Raw genomic sequence first — 20,896 nt, forward strand, 5'->3', positions numbered from 1 at the left:
CCGGCCCCGGAGCCCACTCGCGACGGGGCCGATATCCGCTCGTTACCGCAGGTCACAGGTCAGACGAGCCCCGCCCGCCGAAGCGAGCGGGGCTCCCACCGCAGCTATGCGCAAGCGGTGACCGGAACCGGGTCCAGCGCCCGCACGGCCCGCACACAGCCCACCGGCTCGCCCCCGCCCAGCAGCGGCTCCCCCGCGAACTCGGTGAGCAGTGCGGGGTCGACGCCCGCGCGCGCGAGCGCGGCGGCCGCCACCGGGATGCGGGCCCGGTTGGCCCCGTCGGCGATCTTCACCGCGATGGCGCGCCCGTCGGGGAGCGCGGCCACCTGGACGCCCTCGAAGCCGTCCTTGGCGAGCAGTCCGGGCACCGCCCGCATCAGCGCGGCCACGTCCCGCCCGGTGCCGGAGGCCATCTCGGCGTGCTCGCGCATCGCGTCGGCGACCCGGGCCTCGGGCGTGCCGGGCGCGGCCGACACGATCCGGGACAGGGCGCGGGCGAGGCCGTGCAGGGAGATGGAGAACAGCGGCGCGCCGCAGCCGTCCACGGTGACCCGGGCGACGCGCTGTCCGGTCAGGTCCTCGACGATCTCGGCGATGGCCTGCTGGAGCGGGTGCTTCGGGTCGAGGTAGTCGCCGAGGGACCAGCCGTTGAGGTGGGCGGTCCACAGCATGGCCGCGTGCTTGCCGGAGCAGTTCTGGGCGAGCCGCGAGGGCAGCCGGCCCTCGCGGACCCAGGCGTCCCGGACGACCGGGTCGAACGGCATGTCGGGGACGTTGCGCAGGTCGTCCTCGGCGAGCCCGGCGAGTTCCAGGATGCGCCGGGTGCCGGCGAGGTGGCGCTCCTCGCCGGAGTGGCTCGCGGCGGCCAGTGACAGCAGCTCGCCGTCGAGCGGCAGCCCCGCCCGCACCATGGCCACGGCCTGGAGGGGTTTGACCGCCGAGCGCGGGTAGAAGGCCGCCTCGATGTCGCCGAGCTGGAACTGCACCTGGCCGTCGGCGCCGAGGACGACGACCGAGCCGTAGTGGATGCCCTCGACGACCCCGCCGCGGATGAGGTGGGCGACGGGGGCGTGGAGGGGTTCGCGGACTACGGGCGCGTCGGCGGGGGAACTGCTGTACATCACTGCCTGCATCGATGAGTTGGAGAGCGCCGGTGGGCGGGTCACGCGTCGGCGCCGGTGGACGTGCGCGCTGTCCGGGCGCGGACGGCGTACCAGCCCGCGACCAGCGCTGCGACGATCAGCGGCAGACAGAGCACGGTGGTGCGTCCGGCGCCGCCGTCGGCGTACATGAGGACCAGGACGGAGGCGAGGAAGGCCAGCGTCACGATCTCGGTCCAGGGGGAGCCCGGCAGCCGGTACGACGGCCGGGTCAGCTCGCCCTTCTGGGTCTTCTTCCAGAAGAGCAGGTGACAGATCATGATCATGCCCCAGGTCGCGAGGATGCCGATCGCCGCGAAGTTGAGGACGATCTCGAACGCGTCGGCGGGGACGACGTAGTTGAGGGCCACGCCGAGGACACAGATACCGCTGGTGAGCAGGATTCCGCCGTACGGGACCTGGCTGCGGCTCATCCGCCCGGTGAACTTCGGGGCCGAGCCGCTCATCGCCATGGAGCGCAGGATGCGGCCGGTGGAGTAGAGACCGGAGTTGAGCGAGGACATGGCCGCGGTCAGCACGACCAGGTTCATCACGTCGCCGGCGGCGGGGATGCCGATGTGCGACAGGACCGTCACGAAGGGGCTCTCGGCGGCGCTGTACTTGTTCCAGGGCATCAGCATCGACAGCAGGACGACGGAGCCGACGTAGAACAGGCCCACCCGCCACATGATCGAGTTGATCGCCTTCGGCATGATCTTCTCGGGGTTCTCGGTCTCACCGGCGGCGACGCCGACCAGCTCGACGGAGGCGTAGGCGAAGACGACGCCCTGGATGATCAGCAGCATGGGCAGCAGGCCGTTGGGGAAGACGCCGCCGTTGTCGGTGATCAGGGCCGGCCCGGGGTGGTGGCCCGCGACCGGGTGCTGGGTGACCAGCAGGAAGATGCCGATCGCCATGAAGACGACGAGCGCGCTCACCTTGACGATCGCGAACCAGAACTCCAGTTCGCCGAAGATCTTCACCGAGATCAGGTTCACGGTGAGCACGACGGCCAGGGCGATGAGCGCGATCACCCACTGCGGGATGTCGGAGAACATGCCCCAGTAGTGGGTGTAGGTGGCGACGGCGGTGATGTCGGCGATGCCGGTGGTCGCCCAGTTGAGGAAGTACATCCAGCCCGCGGTGTAGGCGCCCTTCTCGCCCAGGAACTCCCGGGCGTACGACACGAAGGCGCCGGAGGACGGGCGGTACAGGACGAGTTCGCCGAGGGCCCGTACCACCAGGAAGGCGAAGACGCCGCAGACGGCGTAGGCGATGAAGAGGGAGGGCCCGGCGTCGGCGAGCCTGCCGCCCGCGCCGAGGAAGAGGCCGGTGCCTATGGCTCCGCCGATGGCGATCATGTTGACGTGCCGGTGCTTCAGGCCTTTGCTGTAGCCCGCGTCTCCGGCGTCGACATGGCCGGCCGAGGGGCGCGTCTCGTCTTTGAGGTGCTGCTCGCTCACGCCTCGGGTCCGCCTTCCGTGGGGAGGTCGTGCGTCCGCTGGGGACGCACGATGTCGGTGAGGGTCGTCTCGACGCGGTCCAGGTGGTGGCTCATCGCCGCCACCGCGTCGTCTTCGGAACCGTCGGCCAGCGCTTCGACGATCGCCCGGTGCTCGCGGTTGGACTGCTCACGGCGCCCGCCCAGCTCGTTGAGGAAGGCCGACTGACGCGCCAGTGCGTCGCGGATCTCCTCGATGACCCGGCGGAAGACCGGGTTCTGGGCGGCCTCGGCCACGGCGAGGTGGAAGAGGGTGTCCATCGCGACCCACGCGGTGGTGTCCGTCTCCCGCTCCATGCGGTCGAGGAGGTGGGCCAGGTGGTCCAGGTTCTCCGGGGTGCGGCGCAGGGCCGCGTAGCCGGCCACCGGGATCTCGATGTGCCGGCGCACCTCCAGCAGATCGCTGGCCGCGTAGTCGCCGAAGGTGGGGTCCTCGACGGCGGTCGCGACGACGAAGGTGCCCTTGCCGGTCCTGGAGACCGTGAGGCCCATCGTCTGGAGGGCGCGCAGCGCCTCGCGCAGCACGGGCCGGGACACCTCGAGGGTGCGGCACAGCTCGGCCTCGGAAGGGAGCTTGTCACCGATGGCGTACTCGCCGCGTTCGATGGCGCCGCGGAGGTGGCCGAGTACCGCTTCCATGGCGCTGACGCGCCGCGGGACCGGACCACCTGTCTGGCTGTCTGACAGGTTCACGGATGCGATCCTGCGGGTTGCGGGCAGGCACTGTCAAGACATCAAGTAAGGAAACATTCAGGGGGTGCGGCGCCTGAATGCAGGCATCCGCACCCCGGGTGATCGGCAGGGCCGGCTCAGGCGCTGACCACGCCGGCCGCGCAGAGGCCGAGGATCGCCAGGCCGGCGATGATCCGGTAGATCACGAAGGCGTTGAAGGAGTGCTTGGCGACGAACTTCAGCAGCCAGGCGATGGAGGCGTAGGCGACGACGAAGGACACCACGGTGCCGACGGCCAGCGGGACGGCGCCCACGCCCGCGCCGAGGGCGTCCTTCAGCTCGTAGATGCCGGCGCCGGTCAGGGCCGGGATGCCGAGGAAGAACGACAGCCGGGTGGCGGCGACCCGGTCCAGGTCCAGGATGAGCGCGGTGGACATGGTGGCGCCGGAGCGGGAGAAGCCGGGGAAGAGCAGCGCGAGGATCTGCGAGCAGCCGACCCACATCGCGTCCTTGAAGGACGTGTCGTCCTCACCGCGCTTGTGCCGGCCCATCTGGTCCGCGCACCACATCACCACGGAGCCGGCGATCAGCGAACCGCCCACCACCCACAGCGAGGCGAGCGGCCCCTCGATCAGCGGCTTCGCCGCCAGGCCCACGACCACGATCGGGATGGTCGCGGCGATGACCCACCAGGCGAACTTGTAGTCGTGGTGGTAGCGCTCCTCCTTGTTGGTCAGCCCGCGGAACCACGCGGTGACGATCCGCCTGATGTCCTTGAAGAAGTACAGCAGTACGGCGGCGATGGCGCCGACCTGGATGACGGCGGAGAACCCGACGACGGACTTGTCGTCCACCGGGATGCCCATGAGCCCCTCGGTGATCTTGAGATGGCCGGTGGAGGACACGGGGAGGAACTCGGTGAGCCCCTCGACGACTCCAAGGACGACGGACTGACCGACGGAGATGGCGCTCATGGCATCCAGTTCTGGGGAAAGGTGGTCGACACTGCCGTAGACGGTACTTGCCGGGCGGCCGGGCGCGGCAAGCGCCTAACCCCAGAGCGCTCCGGCGAGTGAGACTCCGGTAAAGGCCGCGGTCAGGCCGGCCAGGAGGCTGGCCACGACGTTGACGGCGGCGTAGCGTCCGGAGCCGGCCTCGGCGAGGCGCAGGGTCTCGTAGGAGAAGGTCGAGTACGTCGTCAGCGCCCCGCACAGGCCGGTGCCGAGCAGCAGGCGCAGATGGGGGCTCGCGGCCCCGGCGGAGACGGCGCCGGTGACCAGGCCGAGGACCAGACAGCCGACGACGTTCACGAGGAAGGTGCCCCAGGGGAAGACAGAGTCGTGCCGGGCCTGCACCGCGCGGTCGGTGAGATAGCGCAGGGGCGCGCCGATCACGGCTCCCCCGATGACCAGCAGCCAGTTCACAACGACCTCTTACGCTTCATGTCCGTTTCGCCCGGTTTCGTCGCACGGCCGGCGCGACCACTCCGGGGCGTCATCCCCGCCCCCCGGCGAGCACCCGGCGGGCCGCGGCCGAGGCCAGCCACACCGCGGCGAGGGCCGCGAGCGGGGTGGCCGCGAGATAGGCCAGCCCGGTCCCGGCGCGGCCGGCGTCGACCAGCGTGCGGATGTCGACGGCGTAGGTGGAGAAGGTGGTGAAGCCGCCGAGGACGCCGGTGCCGAAGAAGGGGCGGACCAGGCGGTGGGCGGCCCACACCTCGGTGATGAGGACCATGAACACGCCGATCACGGCGCAGCCGATGACATTGGTCGCGAACGTGGCCCAGGGGAAGGTTCCCGGCGGCGTGGGCCAGGCCAGGGCGAGCCCGTAGCGGGCGGAGGCGCCGACGGCGCCGCCGAGGGCCACCACCGCGACGACGGGCGCCTGGGCACGCCACGCGGACCGCCGCCGCGGCTCCGGGCGGGCGCCCACACTCTCGGCTTGCGGGGCTGTCATGCTGGTACGTCTCCTGTTCGGCCCGCCCTCTACGGGTGATCACGGCCGGGCACCAGGGTACCGCCGCCTCAGCCGGGCGTCGGCCGGGCGCAGACGGCGACGCCGGGTTCCCGCAGGCTGCCGAGGACCAGGTGATCCCCGGTCGCGCAGACGCTGGTGACCATGCGGAAGCCGGAGCGGCGCCGGGTGAGGTGGTGCAGGGTCCGGCCGTGGTCGTCGAGCGCGAGCACCCCGATCGTGCCGGCCGGGCGGTACGGCGCGCGCACGGCGGCCCGGGCGGCCGTGCGGCGGACGGCGGGCGAGCCGCGGTGCAGCAGGCCCAGCGCGGGCACGCGGGGGCTGACCAGGGCGACCCAGAACGGCCCGGCGGGGCCCTCGCGCCACAGGTTGTCCGGCATGCCGGGGAGGGCGGCGAAGAGATCGGCGCGCCCGGCCCGGGGGCCGGTGAGGTGGTAGCGGGTGAGGCGGCAGGCTCCGGTCTCGGCGATCACCAGGAAGGAGCCGTCGGCGCTCACGGCGAGACCGTTGGCGAACTGGAGCCCGTCGAGGAGGACTTCGGGCGTACGGCTGCCGGGCGACAGCCGCAGCAGGCGTCCGGTGCCGGTGTGTTCGACGATGTCGCCGATCCACCGGTCAAGCGGGTACCGGCGGCTGGCCACGGTGAAGTACACCGAGCCGTCGGGCCGGGCCACGGCATTGCTGCAAAAGCGGAGCGGCTCCCCCGCCACCGTGTCCGCGAGGACCCGGACGCTGCCGTCGCCGGGGCCGACGCGGAGCAGGCCGCGCTCGGCGTCGCACACCAACAGGTCGCCGTCCGGGAGGAGTTCCAGGCCGAGCGGGCGGCCGCCGGTCTCGGCCAGGGTCTCCACCCGTGCGGTGTGTGCCGCGCCGAGATGGTGGATCCGCAGGATGCGGCCGTCCTCCGTGCCGGTCAGCACGCGCCCGTGGGGGTCGGCCACCACGTCCTCGGGGCCGCGGGCGCCCAGGCCGACGTAGTGCAGCGGGACCAGCGGGGTGACTTGGTGCATACGTACGGCCCTTCCGGCTCGGATCGGCCCATCCTGCCAGGCGGCCGCGGGCTCACCAGCCCTTTTCGAACATCCGGGTGACCTCGGCGATACGGATCTCGTCACGCCGGTAGTAGACGCGCCAGCGGCTGCGCCGGGTGCGGAGCAGGCCGAGGCGGGTGAGGAAGTCGAGATGGGTGACGGCCGTCCGGCGCGAGACGCCCAGCCCCGCGGCCACGGCCCGCGCGGTCACGCCCGTGTCGGCGGGGTCGCCGTGCGGCCGTCCCGGTAAGTGGGCGGCCGGGTCCTTCATCCAGTCCAGGATGTCCTGCCGCATGCGTCCCGAGGGAGTCCCCAGCATCCGTACCGCCTCCGTCCCGCCTCCTCATGCGACGTCTTCCCACTGTGCTGCCGCTGACGCGCGCGCGGGGGGCGCTCCCCCGCCGTTGTCCGATAGCACACGGCACTGCGACCGGGACCGTACGCAGGGCTGTCCCGGGACGGCGAAGGGCCCGGCCGTCCCCTCTTACGGCCGGGCCCGGTCAGGGGTGGATCAGCGGTGGCTGAACCACGTCATGGAGGAGACCGCCTTGTCGTCGTAGCCGAACAGGGCCTGGTTCTCCCAGCCGTTGCCGGAGGTGGCGTCGGCCGGGTCCCAGCCGTTGCCGCTGACGGCGGTCCAGGTGGCCTCCCAGTAGAAGACGCCGAGGCCGCGGTGGTTCGGGACGGCCTCCACGATGCTCGCGACGTCGTTCATCCACTTGGTCTGCCCGGCCGCGGTCGCCGGGTAGCCGGGGACCAGCTCGCTGGTGAGGTCGATCTGGTTCTCCAGCGAGTCGTTCTGGGCCAGCGTGAAGGGGTAGGCCGTCTCGGCGACGAAGACCGGCTTGCCGTAGCGGGCGGCCGCGTCGTCCAGGGTGGTCTGGAAGTCGGAGAGCGGGCCGTGCCAGTAGCCGTAGTAGGACAGGCCGATCGCGTCGAACTTCACGCCGTTGGCCACCGCCTTGTCGAACCACGCCTCGGTGCCGGCCTTGTCGCCGCCCCTGGCGAGGTGCAGCGCGACGAGCGTGGAGGAGCTGACCGCCTTGGTGGCGTTGTAGCCGGAGTTGAGCAGACCGGCGAGCTGGCTCCAGTGGTCGGTGGATCCCTCGGACCACAGCATGCCGCCGTTGATCTCATTGCCGATCTGGACCATGTCGGCGGTGGTGCCTTGAGCCTTCAAGGCGTTCAACACGTCGTACGTGTGGTTGTACACATCGGTCTGGAGCTGGCTGTACGAGTGGCCCGCCCAGGCGGCCGGCTTGGTCTGGGCGCCGGGGTCGGCCCAGGTGTCCGAGTAGTGGAAGTCGACCAGGAGCTTCATGCCCTGCGCCTTGATCCGCCTGGCCATGGCCAGGACGTGGCTCTTGTCGTTGAAGCCGTCGGCCGGGTTCACCCAGACCTTCAGGCGGGCGTAGTTCATGCCGTAGGACTTCAGGATGGCGAGGGCGTCGCCGGTGGTGCCGGTCGCGGTCCTGTAGACGCCGCCCTTGGCCTCGCTCTTGGCGAGGGAGGAGATGTCGGCACCATGGATGGATGTACCGGTGGTGCCGGACGTGAAGGTCAGATCGTCAACATTGATCCAGTTGCCCGCGTTCGCATCACTGTTGATGCTGATGGTGCACTGGTTGTTGGTCACCGCGATCGGGGTGACGATCCGTATCCATCCGCTGGACGAGATCGGCAGATCGGTGCGCTGTTCGGCGCTGCCGCAGTTCTTGAGGGCTATGTACGCGGAGTTCTGGCCACCGCTGGAGCGGACCCATGCGGTGAGCACGTAGCTGCCGTTGGTCAGGCCCGAGAGGTACTGGTACGTCTCCACCTTGTAGGCGGAGGACGAGTAGTGGGTGAGCCGGTAGCTGCCGCTGTGGCCGCCGGCCTCCGTGAAGGAGGCGCCGGTGTCGCCGTACTCCGACCAGCCGGCGGGGGCGGCCACGCCGGTTCCGTCGGACTCGAACCCGGCGTTGGTGAGCGTGCTCGCGGCGTGTGCTGCCTGCACGGGCAGGATGGTGAGCGAAAGCCCCGCGGCGAGCGGCAGCAGCAGGGCCCGGATGGTGCGTCTGGGATGGAACCTCATCGTCCGTCGTCCCTTCGACGTGAATGGGTGGGGGTCCTCCACCGGGGAGGGAGGAGAACCCCTCCGCCCACGGCTCTCGTGGCTCACGCGGGCGGAGGGGAGCCGGCTCAGCCGTCGAGTCGTACGACCCGGACAGCCCCCGCCGGGACCGCGAGGCGGCCCGCGGCGCGTTCGCCCGTCAGCAGCTCGGTGCCGGGCGTGTCCAGCGGCACCTTGGTGTCGCCGGCGGTGTGGTTGACGACGAAGAGGTAGCTGCCCGACTCGCCGGTGCGGCGCACGACCTCGACGTCGCGCGGCAGGTCGGCGCGCGGGGCGAGCGCGGCGTCGTCGGCCGCCCGGCCGATGACCGCGTCCAGTTCCGGCGCGGCGAGGCGGGTGGAGACGTACCAGGCGGTGCCCTTGCCCAGCCGGTTGCGGGTGACGGCGGGGCCGCCCGCGGTGAGGCCGTCGGCGTACGTCCAGACGGTCTCGGCGCCGCGCGGCACCACGAACTCCGTCCACACGTCCCCGGTCAGCTCGGAGCCGTCGGGGCCGGTCAGCCGCACCCGCTCGGTGTCGAGCAGCGGCGAGAACTCCTCCACGGTCAGTCCGAGCACGTCGCGCAGCGCGCCCGGGTAGGCCCCGTCGTGGACGGCGTCGTGCTCGTCCACGATGCCGGAGAAGTACGACACGACGAGCGTGCCGCCGTTCTCCACGTAACGCCGGACGTTGTCCCCCGCGGCCTGCGTCATCAGGTACAGGGCCGGCACGACGACCAGGGGGTAGGCCGACAGGTCGGTCTCGGGGTGGGCGAAGTCGACCGTGAGGTGGCGGTCGTACAGGGCCTCGTAGAAGGAGTCGGCGCGCTCGCGCGCGTCGTGGTCCTCGCTGGGGCGCCAGTCGAGGTTCTGCGCCCACCAGGACTGCCAGTCCCACAGCATCGCCACGTCGGCCACCGTGCGGGTGCCCCGGACGGCGCCCAACGCGTCGACGGCCGCGCCGAGTTCGACGACCTCGCGCCAGACCCGGGTGTCGGTGCCGCCGTGCGGGAGCATCGCGGAGTGGTACTTCTCGGCGCCGCGCCGGGACTGGCGCCACTGGAAGAACATCGCGCCCTCGGAGCCGCGGGCCACGTGCGCGAGGGAGTTCCGGGCCATCTGGCCGGGGGCCTTGGCCGGGTTGCGGGGCTGCCAGTTGACGCCCGAGGTGGAGTGCTCCAGGAGCAGCCAGGGGGCGCCGCCGGCGACCGAGCGGGTGAGGTCGGCGGCCATCGCCAGGTTGACGTGGGTGCGGCGGCCGTCGGTGATCAGGTAGTGGTCGTTGGTGACGAGGTCGACCTCGCGGCCCCAGGCCCAGTAGTCGACGGAGTCGCACTGGCTGAGCGCCGTCATGAAGTTGGTCGTCACGGGGACACCGGGCGAGAGGCGGTGCAGGATGTCGCGTTCGGCGCGGAAGTTCTCCCGCATCGTGGCGTCGGCGAACCGCCGGTAGTCCAGGGCCTGGCCCGGGTTGCCCGCGGTCGGGGTGGCCCGGGGCGGGTTGATCTGCTCGAAGCTCGTGTACCGCTGGCCCCAGAAGGCCGTGCCCCAGGCCTCGTTGACCGCCTCGACGGTGCCGTAGATGTCGGTGAGCCAGCGGCGGAAGTGGGCGGCGCAGGAGTCGCAGTAGCAGGACGAGACGGGGACGCCGTACTCGTTGTACACGTGCCACAGGGCGAGGGCCGGGTGGTCGGCGTAGCGCTCGGCGAGCCGGGTGGTGATGTTCGCCGCGGCCGCGCGGTAGTCGGCGTTGCTGTGGCAGACCGCGCCGCGCGAGCCGAACTCGTAGCGCACGCCCTCGGCGGTGACCGGCAGGGCCTCGGGGTGGGCCCGGTAGAACCAGACCGGCGGCGCCACGGTGGGCGTGCCGAGGTCGACCCGGATGCCGCCCGCGTGCAGCAGGTCGAGGATCCGGTCCAGCCAGCCGAAGTCGTAGCTCCCGGGCTCCGGCTCCAGCAGGGCCCAGGAGAAGATGCCGACGCTGACCATGGTCACGCCGGCCTCGCGCATCAGCCGGACGTCCTCCTGCCAGACGCTTTCCGGCCACTGCTCGGGGTTGTAGTCCCCACCGAAGGCGAGCCTGGTGAGGCCCCTGGGGCTGGTGTCCGGCATGTGAGGTCTCCCGGTCATCGATCATTTGGGAACGTGCACACACAACATCGGCGGTGCAGGCCCAACATAACCGCACAGCAACAACCATTGACAAGTGTCCGGGATGTTTCTCTACTGTGAACGCTCACAGAAGCATGACAGGGGTTCGCCCCCACCGTTCAGCCGGGTCATGTGAACGTGCACATCTGCATGGCAGGTCCCCGCAGCGGGCGGGGGCCCAGGTCAGGGGAGAAACCATGCCGCACACGAAGCGCCGTCGCCTCGTGACAACCGCCGTAGCCGTCGCGCTCGGCGCCACCGCCCTCGCCGCCTGCGGCTCCGGGGACGACAGCAAGTCCGAGTCCGGCCCGGTCTCGCTGACGTACTGGACCTGGACCCCCGGCATGGACAAGGTCGTGGACCTGTGGAACAAGGGGCCGGGCAAGAAGGAGCAGATCACCGTCACGGTGAAGAAGCAGGCGTCCGGCGACACGCTGATCACCAAGATCCTCACCGCGCACAAGGCCAAGAAGGCGCCGGACCTGGTGCAGGCCGAGTACCAGGCACTGCCGACCCTGGTCAGCAACAACGCGCTGGCGGACATCTCCCAGCAGGTCGGTGACGTCAAGGGCAAGTTCGCCGACGGCGTGTGGCAGCAGACCACGCTCGGCACGGACGCGGTCTACGCGGTGCCGCAGGACATCGGCCCGATGATGTTCTACTACCGCCAGGACCTCTTCGAGAAGTACGGGCTGAAGGTCCCCACCACCTGGGACCAGTTCGCCGCGACCGCCCGCGAACTGAAGAAGAAGGCGCCGGACAAGCAGCTGACCACCTTCTCCGCCAACGACTCCGGCCTCTTCGCGGGTCTGGCCCAGCAGGCCGGCGCCAAGTGGTGGACCGCCTCCGGCGGCAAGTGGAAGGTCGCGATCGACGACGCGGCCACCCGGAAGGTCGCCACCTTCTGGGGCGGCCTGGTCAAGGACGGCCTGGTCGACAACCAGCCGATGTACACCCCCTCCTGGAACAAGGCCCTCGACACCGGCAAGCAGATCGCCTGGGTGAGCGCCGTGTGGGCGCCGGGCACCCTCACCACCGCCGCGCCGGACACCAAGGGCAAGTGGGCGATGGCCCCGCTGCCGCAGTGGTCGGCGACGAAGGACGTGACCGGCAGCTGGGGCGGCTCCTCCACGGCCGTCACCACCGACTCCGCGCACCAGGACGCCGCGGCCAAGTTCGCCGCGTGGCTGAACACCGACCCCGCCGCCCTCGACGCCCTGGCCAAGGACAGCGGCATCTACCCGGCGTCGACGTCCGCGCAGCTCAGCGGGGCGTTCTCCAACCCGCCGGAGTACTTCTCCAACCAGGCCGACTTCTACCCGAAGGCCGCCGAGATCGCCAAGACCACCGCGCCCTCGGCCTGGGGCCCGAACGTGAACGTCGCCTACGCCACGTTCAACGACGCCTTCGGCGCCGCCGCCAAGAACAAGTCGGACTTCACCTCCGCCCTGAAGCAGATGCAGGACGCCACGGTCGCCGACATGAAGAAGCAGGGCTTCGAGGTCTCCCAGTGACAAGCCCCGCCCGCCGGAAGTCGTACGGGGTCAAGGGGGCCCCGTATGCCTTCCTTTTCCCCGCCACACTCCTCTTCGGACTCTTCTTCGCACTGCCCATCGGCTACGCCGTCTTCCTCAGTTTCCGCAAGACGCACATCTCCGGGCTCGGCCTCGGTGCGAACGCGCGGCAGGAGGTCTGGGCCGGGGTCGAGAACTACACCGACGCCTTCAAGGACAGCGAGCTGCTGCACGGCGCCCTGCGGGTGCTCGGCTACGGCTGCATCGTCGTCCCGGTGATGCTGGGCCTCGCCCTGCTGTTCGCCCTGATGCTGGACTCCGACAAGGTGCGGTTCACCCCGTTCACCCGGCTCGCGATCTTCCTGCCGTACGCCGTCCCCGGCGTGGTCGCGGCGCTGCTGTGGGGCTTCCTCTACCTGCCGGACGTGAGCCCCTTCTACTACGTCCTGGCCAAGCTCCAGCTGCCGCAGCCGAACCTGCTGGACGGCGGTCCGCTCTATCTCGCCCTGTCGAACATCGCGGTCTGGGGCGGCACCGGCTTCAACATGATCGTCATCTACACCTCGCTGCGGTCCATCCCCGCCGAGGTGTACGAGGCGGCCAGGCTGGACGGCGCCACCCCGTTGCAGATCGCCCTGCGGATCAAGATCCCGATGGTGGCGCCCTCGCTGGTGCTGACCTTCTTCTTCTCGATCATCGCGACGCTCCAGGTGTACAACGAGCCGACGACCCTCAAGCCGCTCACCAACTCCGTCGACACCAGCTGGAGTCCGCTGATGAAGGTGTACCAGGACGCCTTCCACCGGAACGACATCTACTCGGCGGCGGCCGAGGCCGTCCTGATCGCCCTGGTCACGCTGGTCCTGTCCTTCGGTTTCCTGCGGACCGCGAACCGCCGCAACAAGCAGGAGGCGCGATGAGCACCCTTGCCGTCCACAAGGCCGCCCCGGCGGCCGGCGCCACCCCCGGAACGGCGCGGCGCCCGCCGCTGCGCCGCCGGATCGCGCTGGTGCCGACGATCACCCTGCTGCTCGGCGCGGTCTACACGCTGCTGCCCGTCGCCTGGGTGGTGATCGCGTCCACCAAGTCCGGGCGCGAGCTGTTCTCCACCTTCACCTTCCTGCCGGGCACCGGGTTCACCCAGAACCTCAAGGACCTGAACGCCTACCGGGACGGCATCTACTGGGAGTGGATGGGCAACTCCGCCCTGTACGCCGTCCTCGGCGCCCTGCTGTCGACCGCCGTGTCGGCGTTCAGCGGCTACGCGCTCGCCACCTACCGGTTCAGGGGCCGCGAGACGATGTTCAACATCCTGCTCGCGGGCGTTTTGATGCCGCCGGTGATCCTCGCCGTGCCGCAGTACCTGCTGCTGGCGAAGGCGAACCTCACGGACTCCTACCTGTCCGTGCTGCTGCCGCAGATCCTCTCCCCGTACGGCGTCTATCTCGCCCGGATCTACGCCTCCGCCGCCGTCCCCGCCGATGTGGTGGAGGCCGGGCGGATGGACGGGGCGAGCGAGTGGCGGATCTTCACCCGGATCGCGCTGCCGATGATGATCCCCGGCATGGTCACCGTGTTCCTGTTCCAGTTCGTCGCCGTCTGGAACAACTTCCTGCTGCCGTACATCATGCTCAGCGACGACGAGAAGTTCCCGCTCACGCTGGGGCTGTACACCCTGCTGGAGCAGGGGGCCAACACGCCCGCCCTGTACACCCTGGTGATCACGGGCGCCTTCCTCGCGGTCCTTCCGCTGATCGCCCTCTTCCTGGTCATCCAGCGGTTCTGGAGCCTGGATCTGCTGTCCGGGGCCGTAAAGTCATGACCATGAGCAATCCGGGGGGACGGCGAAGGCCGCCGACGATCCACGACGTGGCGCGCGAGGCCGGTGTCTCGCGCGGCACCGTCTCGCGCGTGCTCAACGGCGGCCACTACGTCAGCCCCGCCGCGCAGGAGGCGGTCAACGCCGCCATCCGCAAGACGGGATACGTGGTGAACCGGCATGCCCGGTCGCTGATCACCGGGCGCTCCGACTCCGTCGGCTTTCTGCTGACCGAGCCGCAGGAGCGGTTCTTCGAGGATCCCAACTTCAATGTGCTGCTGCGCGGTTGCACCCAGGCGCTGGCCGCGCACGACGTCCCGCTGCTGCTGATGCTGGCGGGCACCGACGACGAACGGCGGCGGATAACGCGGTACATCACCGCCGGGCATGTCGACGGGGTGCTGCTGGTCTCCAGCCACTCCGGGGATCCGGTCGCCGAGGAACTGCGCGCGGCCGGTGTGCCGCTGGTCGCCTGCGGCAAGCCGATGGGGCTGGGCTCCAAGGTGAGTTACGTCGCCGCCGACGACCGGGACGGCGCCCGGGACATGGTCCGGCATCTGCTGTCGCTGGGCCGGCAGCGGATCGGCGTGGTCACCGGCCCGCTGGACACCCCCGGCGGTGTGGAGCGGCTCGCCGGGTACAAGGAGGTGCTCGCCGAGGCGGGCATCCCCGTGGACGACCGGCTGATCGTCTCCGGCGACTACAGCCGGGCCAGCGGTGAGGCGGGTGCGGAGCGGCTGCTGGCGCAGGCCCCGGACCTGGACGCGGTGTTCGTCGCGTCCGACCTGATGGCGCAGGGCGTGCTGACGGCCCTCCAGCGGGCCGGTAAGCGGGTGCCGGATGACATCGCTGTCGGCGGCTTCGACGACTCGCCGGCGGCGACCGCGTCCTCCCCGGAGCTGACCACCATCCGGCAGCCGTGGGACCGGATCAGCAGTGAGATGGTCCGGGTGCTGCTGGCGCAGATCGGCGGGGAGGACCCGGCGGCGGTGATCCTTCCGACGGAGTTGGTGCGCCGGGAGTCCGCCTGAGCATGCCGGGGTGCCCGGAACCGGTCAGGATCGAAGAAGCACGGGCGGGCGTCCCGGGCCTAGCGTGAAAGCACCGGCGGGCACCCCCGCCGGTGCACACAGCTCAGAAGGAGTGACGTCCCATGACCGCCGGCCTGCAAACGATCATCTACCCCGTCAAGGACCCGGAGCGGGCGAAGGCCCTGTTCACCGCGTTGCTGGGGGTGGAGCCCTTTGTCGACGCGCCGTACTACATCGGGTTCAAGGCCGCCGGGCAGGACATCGGCCTCGACCCCAACGGACATGCCCAGGGGCTGACCGGGCCGGTGCCGTTCTGGCACGTCACCGATCTGCGCGAGCGGCTGACGGCCCTCCTGGCGGCGGGCGCCGAGCTGCTCCAGGACGTGCGGGACGTGGGCAACGGCAGGCTCGTGGCCTCGGTGAAGGACCCCGACGGCAACCTGGTGGGGCTGCTTCAGGATCCGGTCGGCTGACCGGCGTCGTACGGCCCGCCGGAGCCACTAGTTGCACACTCAACGAGTGGCTGGTTCGGTGCTACGGTGCGGGTATGGCAGTCACGACGGCCGACGCCCGGCTCGAGGAGCGGTGGCGGGACATCCTCGCCGTGCACGCGCGCACGATGTGCGAGATCGACCGGGTGCTGCACCCGTACGGGCTGGGCGCCAGCGACTTCGAGGTGCTGGACATCCTGGCCGCCGAGTCGCCCGCGGAGGGCGACCAGTGCCGGGTGCAGAACCTGGTCGGCCGGGTGCACCTCAGCCAGAGCGCGCTGTCCCGGCTGATCGGCCGGCTGGAGAAGGACGGCCTGGTGGAGCGCTCGGTGTGCGCGGAGGACCGGCGCGGTGTGTGGGTGGCCCTCACCCGCAAGGGCCGCGAACGGCACGCCGAGGTGCTGCCGTTGCAGCGGGCGGCACTGGAACGCACGCTCCCGGGTCAGCAGAGCTAGAACAGCAGCTCCGCGCCGTCCGGCAGGATCTCCGCGCCGTGTGCGGTCACCCGCTCGTGGGCCGGTGAGCCGGGGTCCAGCAGCGGGTTCGTGTGGTGCAGGTGGGTGTAGATCCGGCGGGGGACCGCAAGGCGGGCCAGGGCGGCCAGGGTGCCGTCCGGGCCGTCGACGGGCAGATGGGCCGGGGGCGCCTGTCCGGTTCCGGGCCGCGCCACCGCCGTACCGGAGGCGTCCGCGGTGAGAAAGGTGCCGTCCAGCAGCACGCAGTCGGCGTCGGCGCACAGCTCGTCCAGGACGGGGCTCCAGGTGCCGACGCTCGGCGCGTACACCAGCACTCCCCCGGTGGCCAGGTCCTCGACGCGGTACGCGGTCCGCCACGGCCCGGCGGGCTCGGGGGCCGCCCCCGGTACGTACGCCGGGGTGCTCGCGCCGACCGGGCGGGCGGTGACGACAAGGCCGCCGGCCAGCACGAAGCCGCCGTCGGCGAGGCTGTCCGCCCACTCCCAGGGGGCGTAGCGGCCGAGGGCGGCGCGGGCCGGTGCGAGGGCGGCGCGGACCGGCCCTGCCGCGTACACCTTCAGGTCCGCCGCCCCCCGCAGCACCCCCAGGCCCATGGTGTGATCGGCCTCGGCGTCGGTGAGCAGGACCCCGCGCAGCGGGCCGGTCCGGCGGCTGGATCCGGGCCACATGGCGGGGGTGGCCGCGAGCTGGGCGCGCAGATCGGGCGAGGCGTTCAGCAGCCACCAGTCGCGCCCGTTGCCGGTCACGGCGGCGCACTCCTGGGTCCGGGCGGGCAGCTTCCCGTCCCGGGCGGCGGCGCACCGCTCGCAGGCGCAGTTCCACCGCGGGAAGCCGCCCCCGGCGGCCGTGCCCAGCAGGACGACCCTCACGGCCATCGGCTCCTTCACCTCGCCCCGGTCTCTCCCGCTGGGGTCTTCCCGGCGGCGGGGCGGGTGACTACTCCGCGGCGGGGGCAGTTCCGGCCGTCCTGCCGCGGCCGCTCACCGCACCAGCAGGGTGCGCACCCCCTGTGACGTCAGGGTGAGGGCGTGGGGTGAGCTGCCGTCGATGGCCAGCGAGAGATCCTCCTCGGGCCATTGCGAGGCCAGGGCGCCCAGGGGGATCAGGCGGTAGCGCGAGACGAAGGGCAGCAGGTCGGCCATCTCGCCCTCGGTGGTGAACACGGGGACGACCTGGTCTCCTCCGGGCTGTTCGAGGACGGGCAGGGCCACCGTCGTGGCGTCGGCGCCCTCCCCGTCGACCGCGTCGTCGGGCACCGGTACGAGTACATCGCTGTGCGCGAGGGTGTCCAGGGCGGCCTGGTCCTCGGCGTTCTCGGTCAGCGCGTCCAGCGCCTGCTGGGCCGGTGTCGGCAGGGCGTCGTGTGCGGGTGTCTCCATGGCAGGTCCCCTGGTAGCGGCTGTGGTACGGCCTCCCGGACGGCTGCGCGCCGGGCGGCTTGGGCCTCGCGTACCCGGTGCGGGCCGGGCCATGCGCGCCGCGTGCACCGGAGCCGCGTGCACCGGTCTCCTGGACAGCACCGTCCTGCGCGGCGGTCAGCCGAAGGCGGCGGCCAGGTGGCAGCGGGCGGGGTCGAGCAGGCTGACGAGGTGTTCGACGAAGGAGCCGTCGACGGCGCGGCTGGTGCGCCGCAGCTCCAGGAACCAGTCCCCCGGCGCCCGCCGCAGCGCCTCGGCCTCCCGGGCGTCGATCGGCCGGCCGCCCATCCGCTGCTCGCCGTGGTCGGGCCGCAGCCCGGCCCGCAGCAGCGCCTCGGCGGGCGACTGGGCGCCGGGCCGCTGGGCGGGCAGCTCGCGGATGCCGGGCACCGGCGGCAGAAAGCTGCGCTCGTACGTCAGGACGGTGCCGTCGGCGGCCAGCGCGGTCCGCTCGACGCACACGAACATGTCCTCGTCCAGGCGGAGTTCGGCGGCGAGGGCGCTGTCGCGCGTCTCGTGCACGGCGAGGGTGCGGACGGCGCCGTCGCCTCCGTGGCGGGTCACCACCCGGGCCCGGCCGGGCCGGTCGTCCGGCGGCCGGCCGTCGAAGAGGACGTAGGACCCCTTGCCGGTGCGGGTGGCGATCAGGCCCTGTGCGCTCAGGTCGGCGAGGGCCGCGCGGACGGTCGTACGGCTGACTCCGAACCGCCGGGCCAGGGCGTGCTCGCCCGGCAGCCGCTCCCCGGCGCGGCTGCGGCCGGTGCGGATCTCCCGGGCGACGGTCCTGCTGATCTGCTGGTGTTTGAGCGGGACACCGGTCACGGCCCGGCCCCGGCGAGCACCTCGGCGATGCTGGTGACCCGGACCAGCGGCCGGTACAGCTCCATGATCTGGAGCGCCTTGAGGTGGGAGTCGTCGTCGGCGCCCGCGCAGGCGTCCGCGACGACCAGCACCTCGGTGCCGGCGTCGGCCGCGGCCAGCGCGGTGGACAGCACACAGCAGTCCGTGCTGACCCCCGCCAGCACCAGCCGGCCGCCCACGCCGACGCGGGCGGCCAGCTCGGGGGTCCACTTGCCGAAGGTGGCGGCGTCCAGGACCGTGCCGGGTACGTCGGCGAAGCCGTCGGTGAGCTGCCAGAGCGCGGCGTCCGGCGGCTGGAGCGCGAAGGGCCACTGCTCGTAGTAGGCGCGCCAGGCGCCGGCCGGGTCCCGCGGGGCCAGGAAGCGGGTGAAGGTGACCCGGCCGGTGAACGCCGGCAGCAGGGCCTTGACGCCGGCCGCCGCGTCCGCGTAGCGGGGGGTGGCCCAGGGGCTCGCCGGGTCGGCGAAGACCCGCTGCATGTCGATGACGGCGAGGTGGCCGGCGTTCACGGGCTGAGCACTTCCTCGGTGGCTGTCGGGCTCGGTGCCTGCGCCTCCTGCGCCCGCACCCGGCCCCGGCGGAGCAGCAGCGTGCCCAGGAAGGCGAGGGCGAGGGCGGCCAGGACGCCCAGGTTGGCGAAGGCCCAGGCGCCGGTCTTGCCGCCGAGGCCGAACGGCGCCAGGAGGTAGCCCTGCCAGGTGAGCCAGGACGCGGCACTGTTGGTGACCAGCCCCCAGCCGAGGGCGGTGGCGGCGAGGGTGAGCAGCAGGGGCGTCAGGGGTGCGTCGCCGTAGCGGCCGTGCGGGCGGTAGAGGTCCGTCTCGTCGTAGTCGCGGCGGCGCAGCGCGAGGTCGGCGAGCATGATCCCGCACCAGGCGGCGATGGGCACGCCGAGGGTGGTGAGGAAGCCCATGAACTGGCCGAGGAAGTCGCCGGCGAAGAAGACGATGTAGACCGCGCCGGCGATCATCAGGACACCGTCGAAGAGGGCGGCCACCGGGCGGGGCACCCGCACCCCGGCGGAGAGCAGCGCGAGGCCGGAGGAGTAGATGTCGAGGACCGTTCCGCCGACCAGGCCCAGCACGGCGACCACGGCGAAGGGCACCAGGAACCAGGTGGGCAGGATCGTGGTGAGCGCGCCGATCGGGTCGGCCGCGACGGCCTTGCTGAGCGTCTGCGAGGAGCCGGCCAGCAGCAGCCCGAAGACCAGCAGGAGCAGCGGGGCGACGGAGCCCCCGAAGGTGGTCCAGCCGATCACGCCCCGGCTGGAGGAGCTGCGGGGAAGGTAGCGGGAGTAGTCGGCCGCCGCGTTGACCCAGCCGAGGCCGAAGCCGGTCATCATGAACACCAGCGCGCCGATGAACTCCTGCGGCGATCCGGACGGCAGGGAGCTGACGGCGGACCAGTGGATGTGGTCGGCGACGAGGCCGAAGTAGACGACCGTCAGAATGCCGGTGATGACGGTGATCGCCGTCTGGAGCCGCATGATCAGGTCGAAGCCCATGACTCCGCCGAGGACGGTCAGCGCGGCGACCACCACGAGGGCGGCGACCTTGGTCTCGGTGCCGCCGCCCCAGCCGAGGCGGTCGAAGACGGTGGCGGTGGCCATGGTGGCGAGCGCGGCGAGGACGGTCTCCCAGCCGACGGTGAGGATCCACGAGATGACGGACGGCAGCCGGTTGCCGCGCACGCCGTAGGCGGCCCGGCTCAGCACCATCGTGGGCGCGGAACCGCGCTTGCCGGCGACCGCGATGAATCCGCAGAGCAGGAAGGAGACGACGATGCCGAGGACGCCCGCGACGAGCGCCTGCCAGAAGGAGATGCCGAAGCCGAACGCGAAGGCGCCGTAGCTCAGTCCGAGGACGGAGACGTTGGCCCCGAACCAGGGCCAGAACAGCACGCGGGGTGTGCCCTTGCGCTCCGCGTCCCCGATGACGTCGAGTCCGTGCGTCTCCACCTGCATCGGGCGCGCGGTGGATCTGTGGTCGAGGGGGTCCTGCTGGTACGTCATCTCCGAGCCACCTGCCAAACCTGTCCAGACGTGTCCGCTGCACGCTAGGCGGGGGCCCGGAGAGCGTCAAGAGGGTGCCAACTGCCGTATGACACAGGCATGTTGTTTGGCAGCAAGCTGCCATTCCGGCGGTGCGCGCCGGGTGTCGTGGCGCATGGCGTCAGCGGTCGAACTCCTCCTGGATCGGTGTCCTCGGCTCCTCCCGCAGATGCTGGGCGAGACCGGGCTTGCCGCCGTGCCGGGCCTGCCCGGTGCCGTCCTCCTCGGTGTCCTCCCCCTCGGCCTGGGAGGGGGTGGTGCGCGGCGGTTGGCCGGCCGTCGCGGTGTCCGGTTCCCGCTCGCCCTCGGCCTGGGACGGGGTGTCTTCGCTCATGGGGGCCTCACCTGCCTCTGTGCGGCCCCCCGAGTACCCGGACGGCGCCGCTCCCATGACCGGACGGAATCCATGAATCCGCTTCGCTCCCGGGGGTACCTGACCGGTCCGGCGCGGCACCTCGCGCCGGGGACATGACCGAGCCCCATCTCACCGCCTGGAGGAACCATGGCGGAGGTCAGCAAGGCGGTCTTCCGGGACAAGTGATCCCGGGCCACCGGGCACAGCCGCGGGGGGGGGGGGGGGGCGGGCCGGCCGCCCGCGGCCGGCGCCCCCGGGGGCGCGCCGGGCGCGCCGGGCCCCCCGGCCCCCCCGGCCGGCCCGCGGGCGTGCGGCGGGGAGC

22 protein-coding genes are annotated in these 20,896 nt (G+C 71.7%); 6 read left to right on the forward strand and 16 right to left on the reverse strand.

Annotated features, from left to right (window positions below):
• Nucleotides 1–104: 104 nt before the first annotated feature.
• From ACFVIU_RS07690 to ACFVIU_RS07735, 10 genes are all read right to left on the reverse strand, one after another.
• Nucleotides 105–1,121 (reverse strand): asparaginase, encoded by a 1,017-nt coding sequence (locus tag ACFVIU_RS07690; RefSeq protein ID WP_385841247.1) that lies wholly within the window; start codon nucleotides 1,119–1,121, stop codon nucleotides 105–107.
• Between the two features lie 41 nt (nucleotides 1,122–1,162).
• Complete coding sequence (locus ACFVIU_RS07695) at nucleotides 1,163–2,602, reverse strand: amino acid permease (RefSeq protein WP_385841248.1); 1,440 nt, start codon at nucleotides 2,600–2,602, stop codon at nucleotides 1,163–1,165.
• Entirely contained in the window at nucleotides 2,599–3,279 is a 681-nt protein-coding gene (locus ACFVIU_RS07700; protein WP_385841357.1) for a FadR/GntR family transcriptional regulator, read from the reverse strand. The genes ACFVIU_RS07695 and ACFVIU_RS07700 overlap by 4 nt, the downstream gene beginning before the upstream one ends.
• Nucleotides 3,280–3,449: 170 nt before the next feature.
• Nucleotides 3,450–4,286, reverse strand: a complete 837-nt coding sequence (locus tag ACFVIU_RS07705) for an undecaprenyl-diphosphate phosphatase (protein WP_385841250.1) — start codon at nucleotides 4,284–4,286, stop codon at nucleotides 3,450–3,452.
• Nucleotides 4,287–4,361: 75 nt separating this feature from the next.
• Nucleotides 4,362–4,736, reverse strand: a complete 375-nt coding sequence (gene crcB, locus ACFVIU_RS07710) for a fluoride efflux transporter CrcB (protein WP_385841251.1) — start codon at nucleotides 4,734–4,736, stop codon at nucleotides 4,362–4,364.
• A 70-nt stretch (nucleotides 4,737–4,806) separates the two neighbouring features.
• Nucleotides 4,807–5,268, reverse strand: coding sequence for a fluoride efflux transporter CrcB (gene crcB, locus ACFVIU_RS07715; protein ID WP_385841252.1), 462 nt, complete (start codon nucleotides 5,266–5,268; stop codon nucleotides 4,807–4,809).
• A 68-nt stretch (nucleotides 5,269–5,336) separates the two neighbouring features.
• The gene (locus tag ACFVIU_RS07720) at nucleotides 5,337–6,296 is read right to left on the reverse strand and encodes an SMP-30/gluconolactonase/LRE family protein (RefSeq protein WP_385841254.1); all 960 of its coding nucleotides are present in this window, start codon (nucleotides 6,294–6,296) and stop codon (nucleotides 5,337–5,339) included.
• Between the two features lie 52 nt (nucleotides 6,297–6,348).
• Nucleotides 6,349–6,636 (reverse strand): winged helix-turn-helix domain-containing protein, encoded by a 288-nt coding sequence (locus ACFVIU_RS07725; RefSeq protein ID WP_385841255.1) that lies wholly within the window; start codon nucleotides 6,634–6,636, stop codon nucleotides 6,349–6,351.
• A 192-nt stretch (nucleotides 6,637–6,828) separates the two neighbouring features.
• Entirely contained in the window at nucleotides 6,829–8,391 is a 1,563-nt protein-coding gene (locus ACFVIU_RS07730; RefSeq protein WP_385841257.1) for a glycosyl hydrolase 53 family protein, read from the reverse strand.
• A gap of 107 nt (nucleotides 8,392–8,498) precedes the next feature.
• The gene (locus ACFVIU_RS07735; RefSeq protein ID WP_385841258.1) at nucleotides 8,499–10,520 is read right to left on the reverse strand and encodes a beta-galactosidase; all 2,022 of its coding nucleotides are present in this window, start codon (nucleotides 10,518–10,520) and stop codon (nucleotides 8,499–8,501) included.
• Nucleotides 10,521–10,756: 236 nt separating this feature from the next.
• Here ACFVIU_RS07735 and ACFVIU_RS07740 point away from each other — a divergent pair, with 236 nt between their 5' ends.
• From ACFVIU_RS07740 to ACFVIU_RS07765, 6 genes are all read left to right on the forward strand, one after another.
• Nucleotides 10,757–12,073, forward strand: coding sequence for an ABC transporter substrate-binding protein (locus ACFVIU_RS07740; RefSeq protein WP_385841259.1), 1,317 nt, complete (start codon nucleotides 10,757–10,759; stop codon nucleotides 12,071–12,073).
• Nucleotides 12,070–12,993: a carbohydrate ABC transporter permease gene (locus ACFVIU_RS07745; RefSeq protein WP_385841260.1), complete on the forward strand. Its 924-nt coding sequence runs from the start codon at nucleotides 12,070–12,072 to the stop codon at nucleotides 12,991–12,993. The genes ACFVIU_RS07740 and ACFVIU_RS07745 overlap by 4 nt, the downstream gene beginning before the upstream one ends.
• Nucleotides 12,990–13,895, forward strand: coding sequence for a carbohydrate ABC transporter permease (locus ACFVIU_RS07750; RefSeq protein ID WP_385841261.1), 906 nt, complete (start codon nucleotides 12,990–12,992; stop codon nucleotides 13,893–13,895). The genes ACFVIU_RS07745 and ACFVIU_RS07750 overlap by 4 nt, the downstream gene beginning before the upstream one ends.
• Nucleotides 13,892–14,923: a LacI family DNA-binding transcriptional regulator gene (locus ACFVIU_RS07755; protein WP_385841262.1), complete on the forward strand. Its 1,032-nt coding sequence runs from the start codon at nucleotides 13,892–13,894 to the stop codon at nucleotides 14,921–14,923. The genes ACFVIU_RS07750 and ACFVIU_RS07755 overlap by 4 nt, the downstream gene beginning before the upstream one ends.
• Before the next feature lie 122 nt (nucleotides 14,924–15,045).
• A complete protein-coding gene (locus ACFVIU_RS07760) occupies nucleotides 15,046–15,396 on the forward strand; it encodes a VOC family protein (RefSeq protein WP_385841264.1) in 351 nt (116 codons plus the stop codon).
• Nucleotides 15,397–15,470: 74 nt separating this feature from the next.
• Nucleotides 15,471–15,869: a MarR family winged helix-turn-helix transcriptional regulator gene (locus ACFVIU_RS07765; protein ID WP_385841266.1), complete on the forward strand. Its 399-nt coding sequence runs from the start codon at nucleotides 15,471–15,473 to the stop codon at nucleotides 15,867–15,869.
• Here the strand turns inward: ACFVIU_RS07765 and pqqB are convergent.
• The 6 genes from pqqB to ACFVIU_RS07795 all read right to left on the reverse strand — a co-directional run bounded on the left by pqqB (nucleotide 15,866) and on the right by ACFVIU_RS07795 (nucleotide 20,553).
• Nucleotides 15,866–16,765, reverse strand: a complete 900-nt coding sequence (pqqB, locus tag ACFVIU_RS07770) for a pyrroloquinoline quinone biosynthesis protein PqqB (protein ID WP_385841267.1) — start codon at nucleotides 16,763–16,765, stop codon at nucleotides 15,866–15,868. The genes ACFVIU_RS07765 and pqqB overlap by 4 nt on opposite strands.
• A 105-nt stretch (nucleotides 16,766–16,870) precedes the next feature.
• The gene (locus tag ACFVIU_RS07775; protein WP_385841268.1) at nucleotides 16,871–17,269 is read right to left on the reverse strand and encodes an SseB family protein; all 399 of its coding nucleotides are present in this window, start codon (nucleotides 17,267–17,269) and stop codon (nucleotides 16,871–16,873) included.
• Between the two features lie 156 nt (nucleotides 17,270–17,425).
• Entirely contained in the window at nucleotides 17,426–18,130 is a 705-nt protein-coding gene (locus ACFVIU_RS07780; protein WP_385841269.1) for a GntR family transcriptional regulator, read from the reverse strand.
• Nucleotides 18,127–18,678, reverse strand: coding sequence for a cysteine hydrolase family protein (locus ACFVIU_RS07785; RefSeq protein WP_385841271.1), 552 nt, complete (start codon nucleotides 18,676–18,678; stop codon nucleotides 18,127–18,129). Before ACFVIU_RS07785 ends, ACFVIU_RS07780 begins: the two co-directional genes overlap by 4 nt.
• Nucleotides 18,675–20,180 (reverse strand): purine-cytosine permease family protein, encoded by a 1,506-nt coding sequence (locus tag ACFVIU_RS07790; protein WP_385841272.1) that lies wholly within the window; start codon nucleotides 20,178–20,180, stop codon nucleotides 18,675–18,677. Before ACFVIU_RS07790 ends, ACFVIU_RS07785 begins: the two co-directional genes overlap by 4 nt.
• 160 nt (nucleotides 20,181–20,340) lie before the next feature.
• On the reverse strand, nucleotides 20,341–20,553 hold the full coding sequence (locus ACFVIU_RS07795) for a hypothetical protein (protein WP_385841273.1): 213 nt from the start codon (nucleotides 20,551–20,553) through the stop codon (nucleotides 20,341–20,343).
• Nucleotides 20,554–20,896: the final 343 nt, after the last annotated feature.

The organism is Streptomyces sp. NPDC127190 (assembly GCF_042672505.1).
GTDB lineage: Bacteria > Actinomycetota > Actinomycetes > Streptomycetales > Streptomycetaceae > Streptomyces.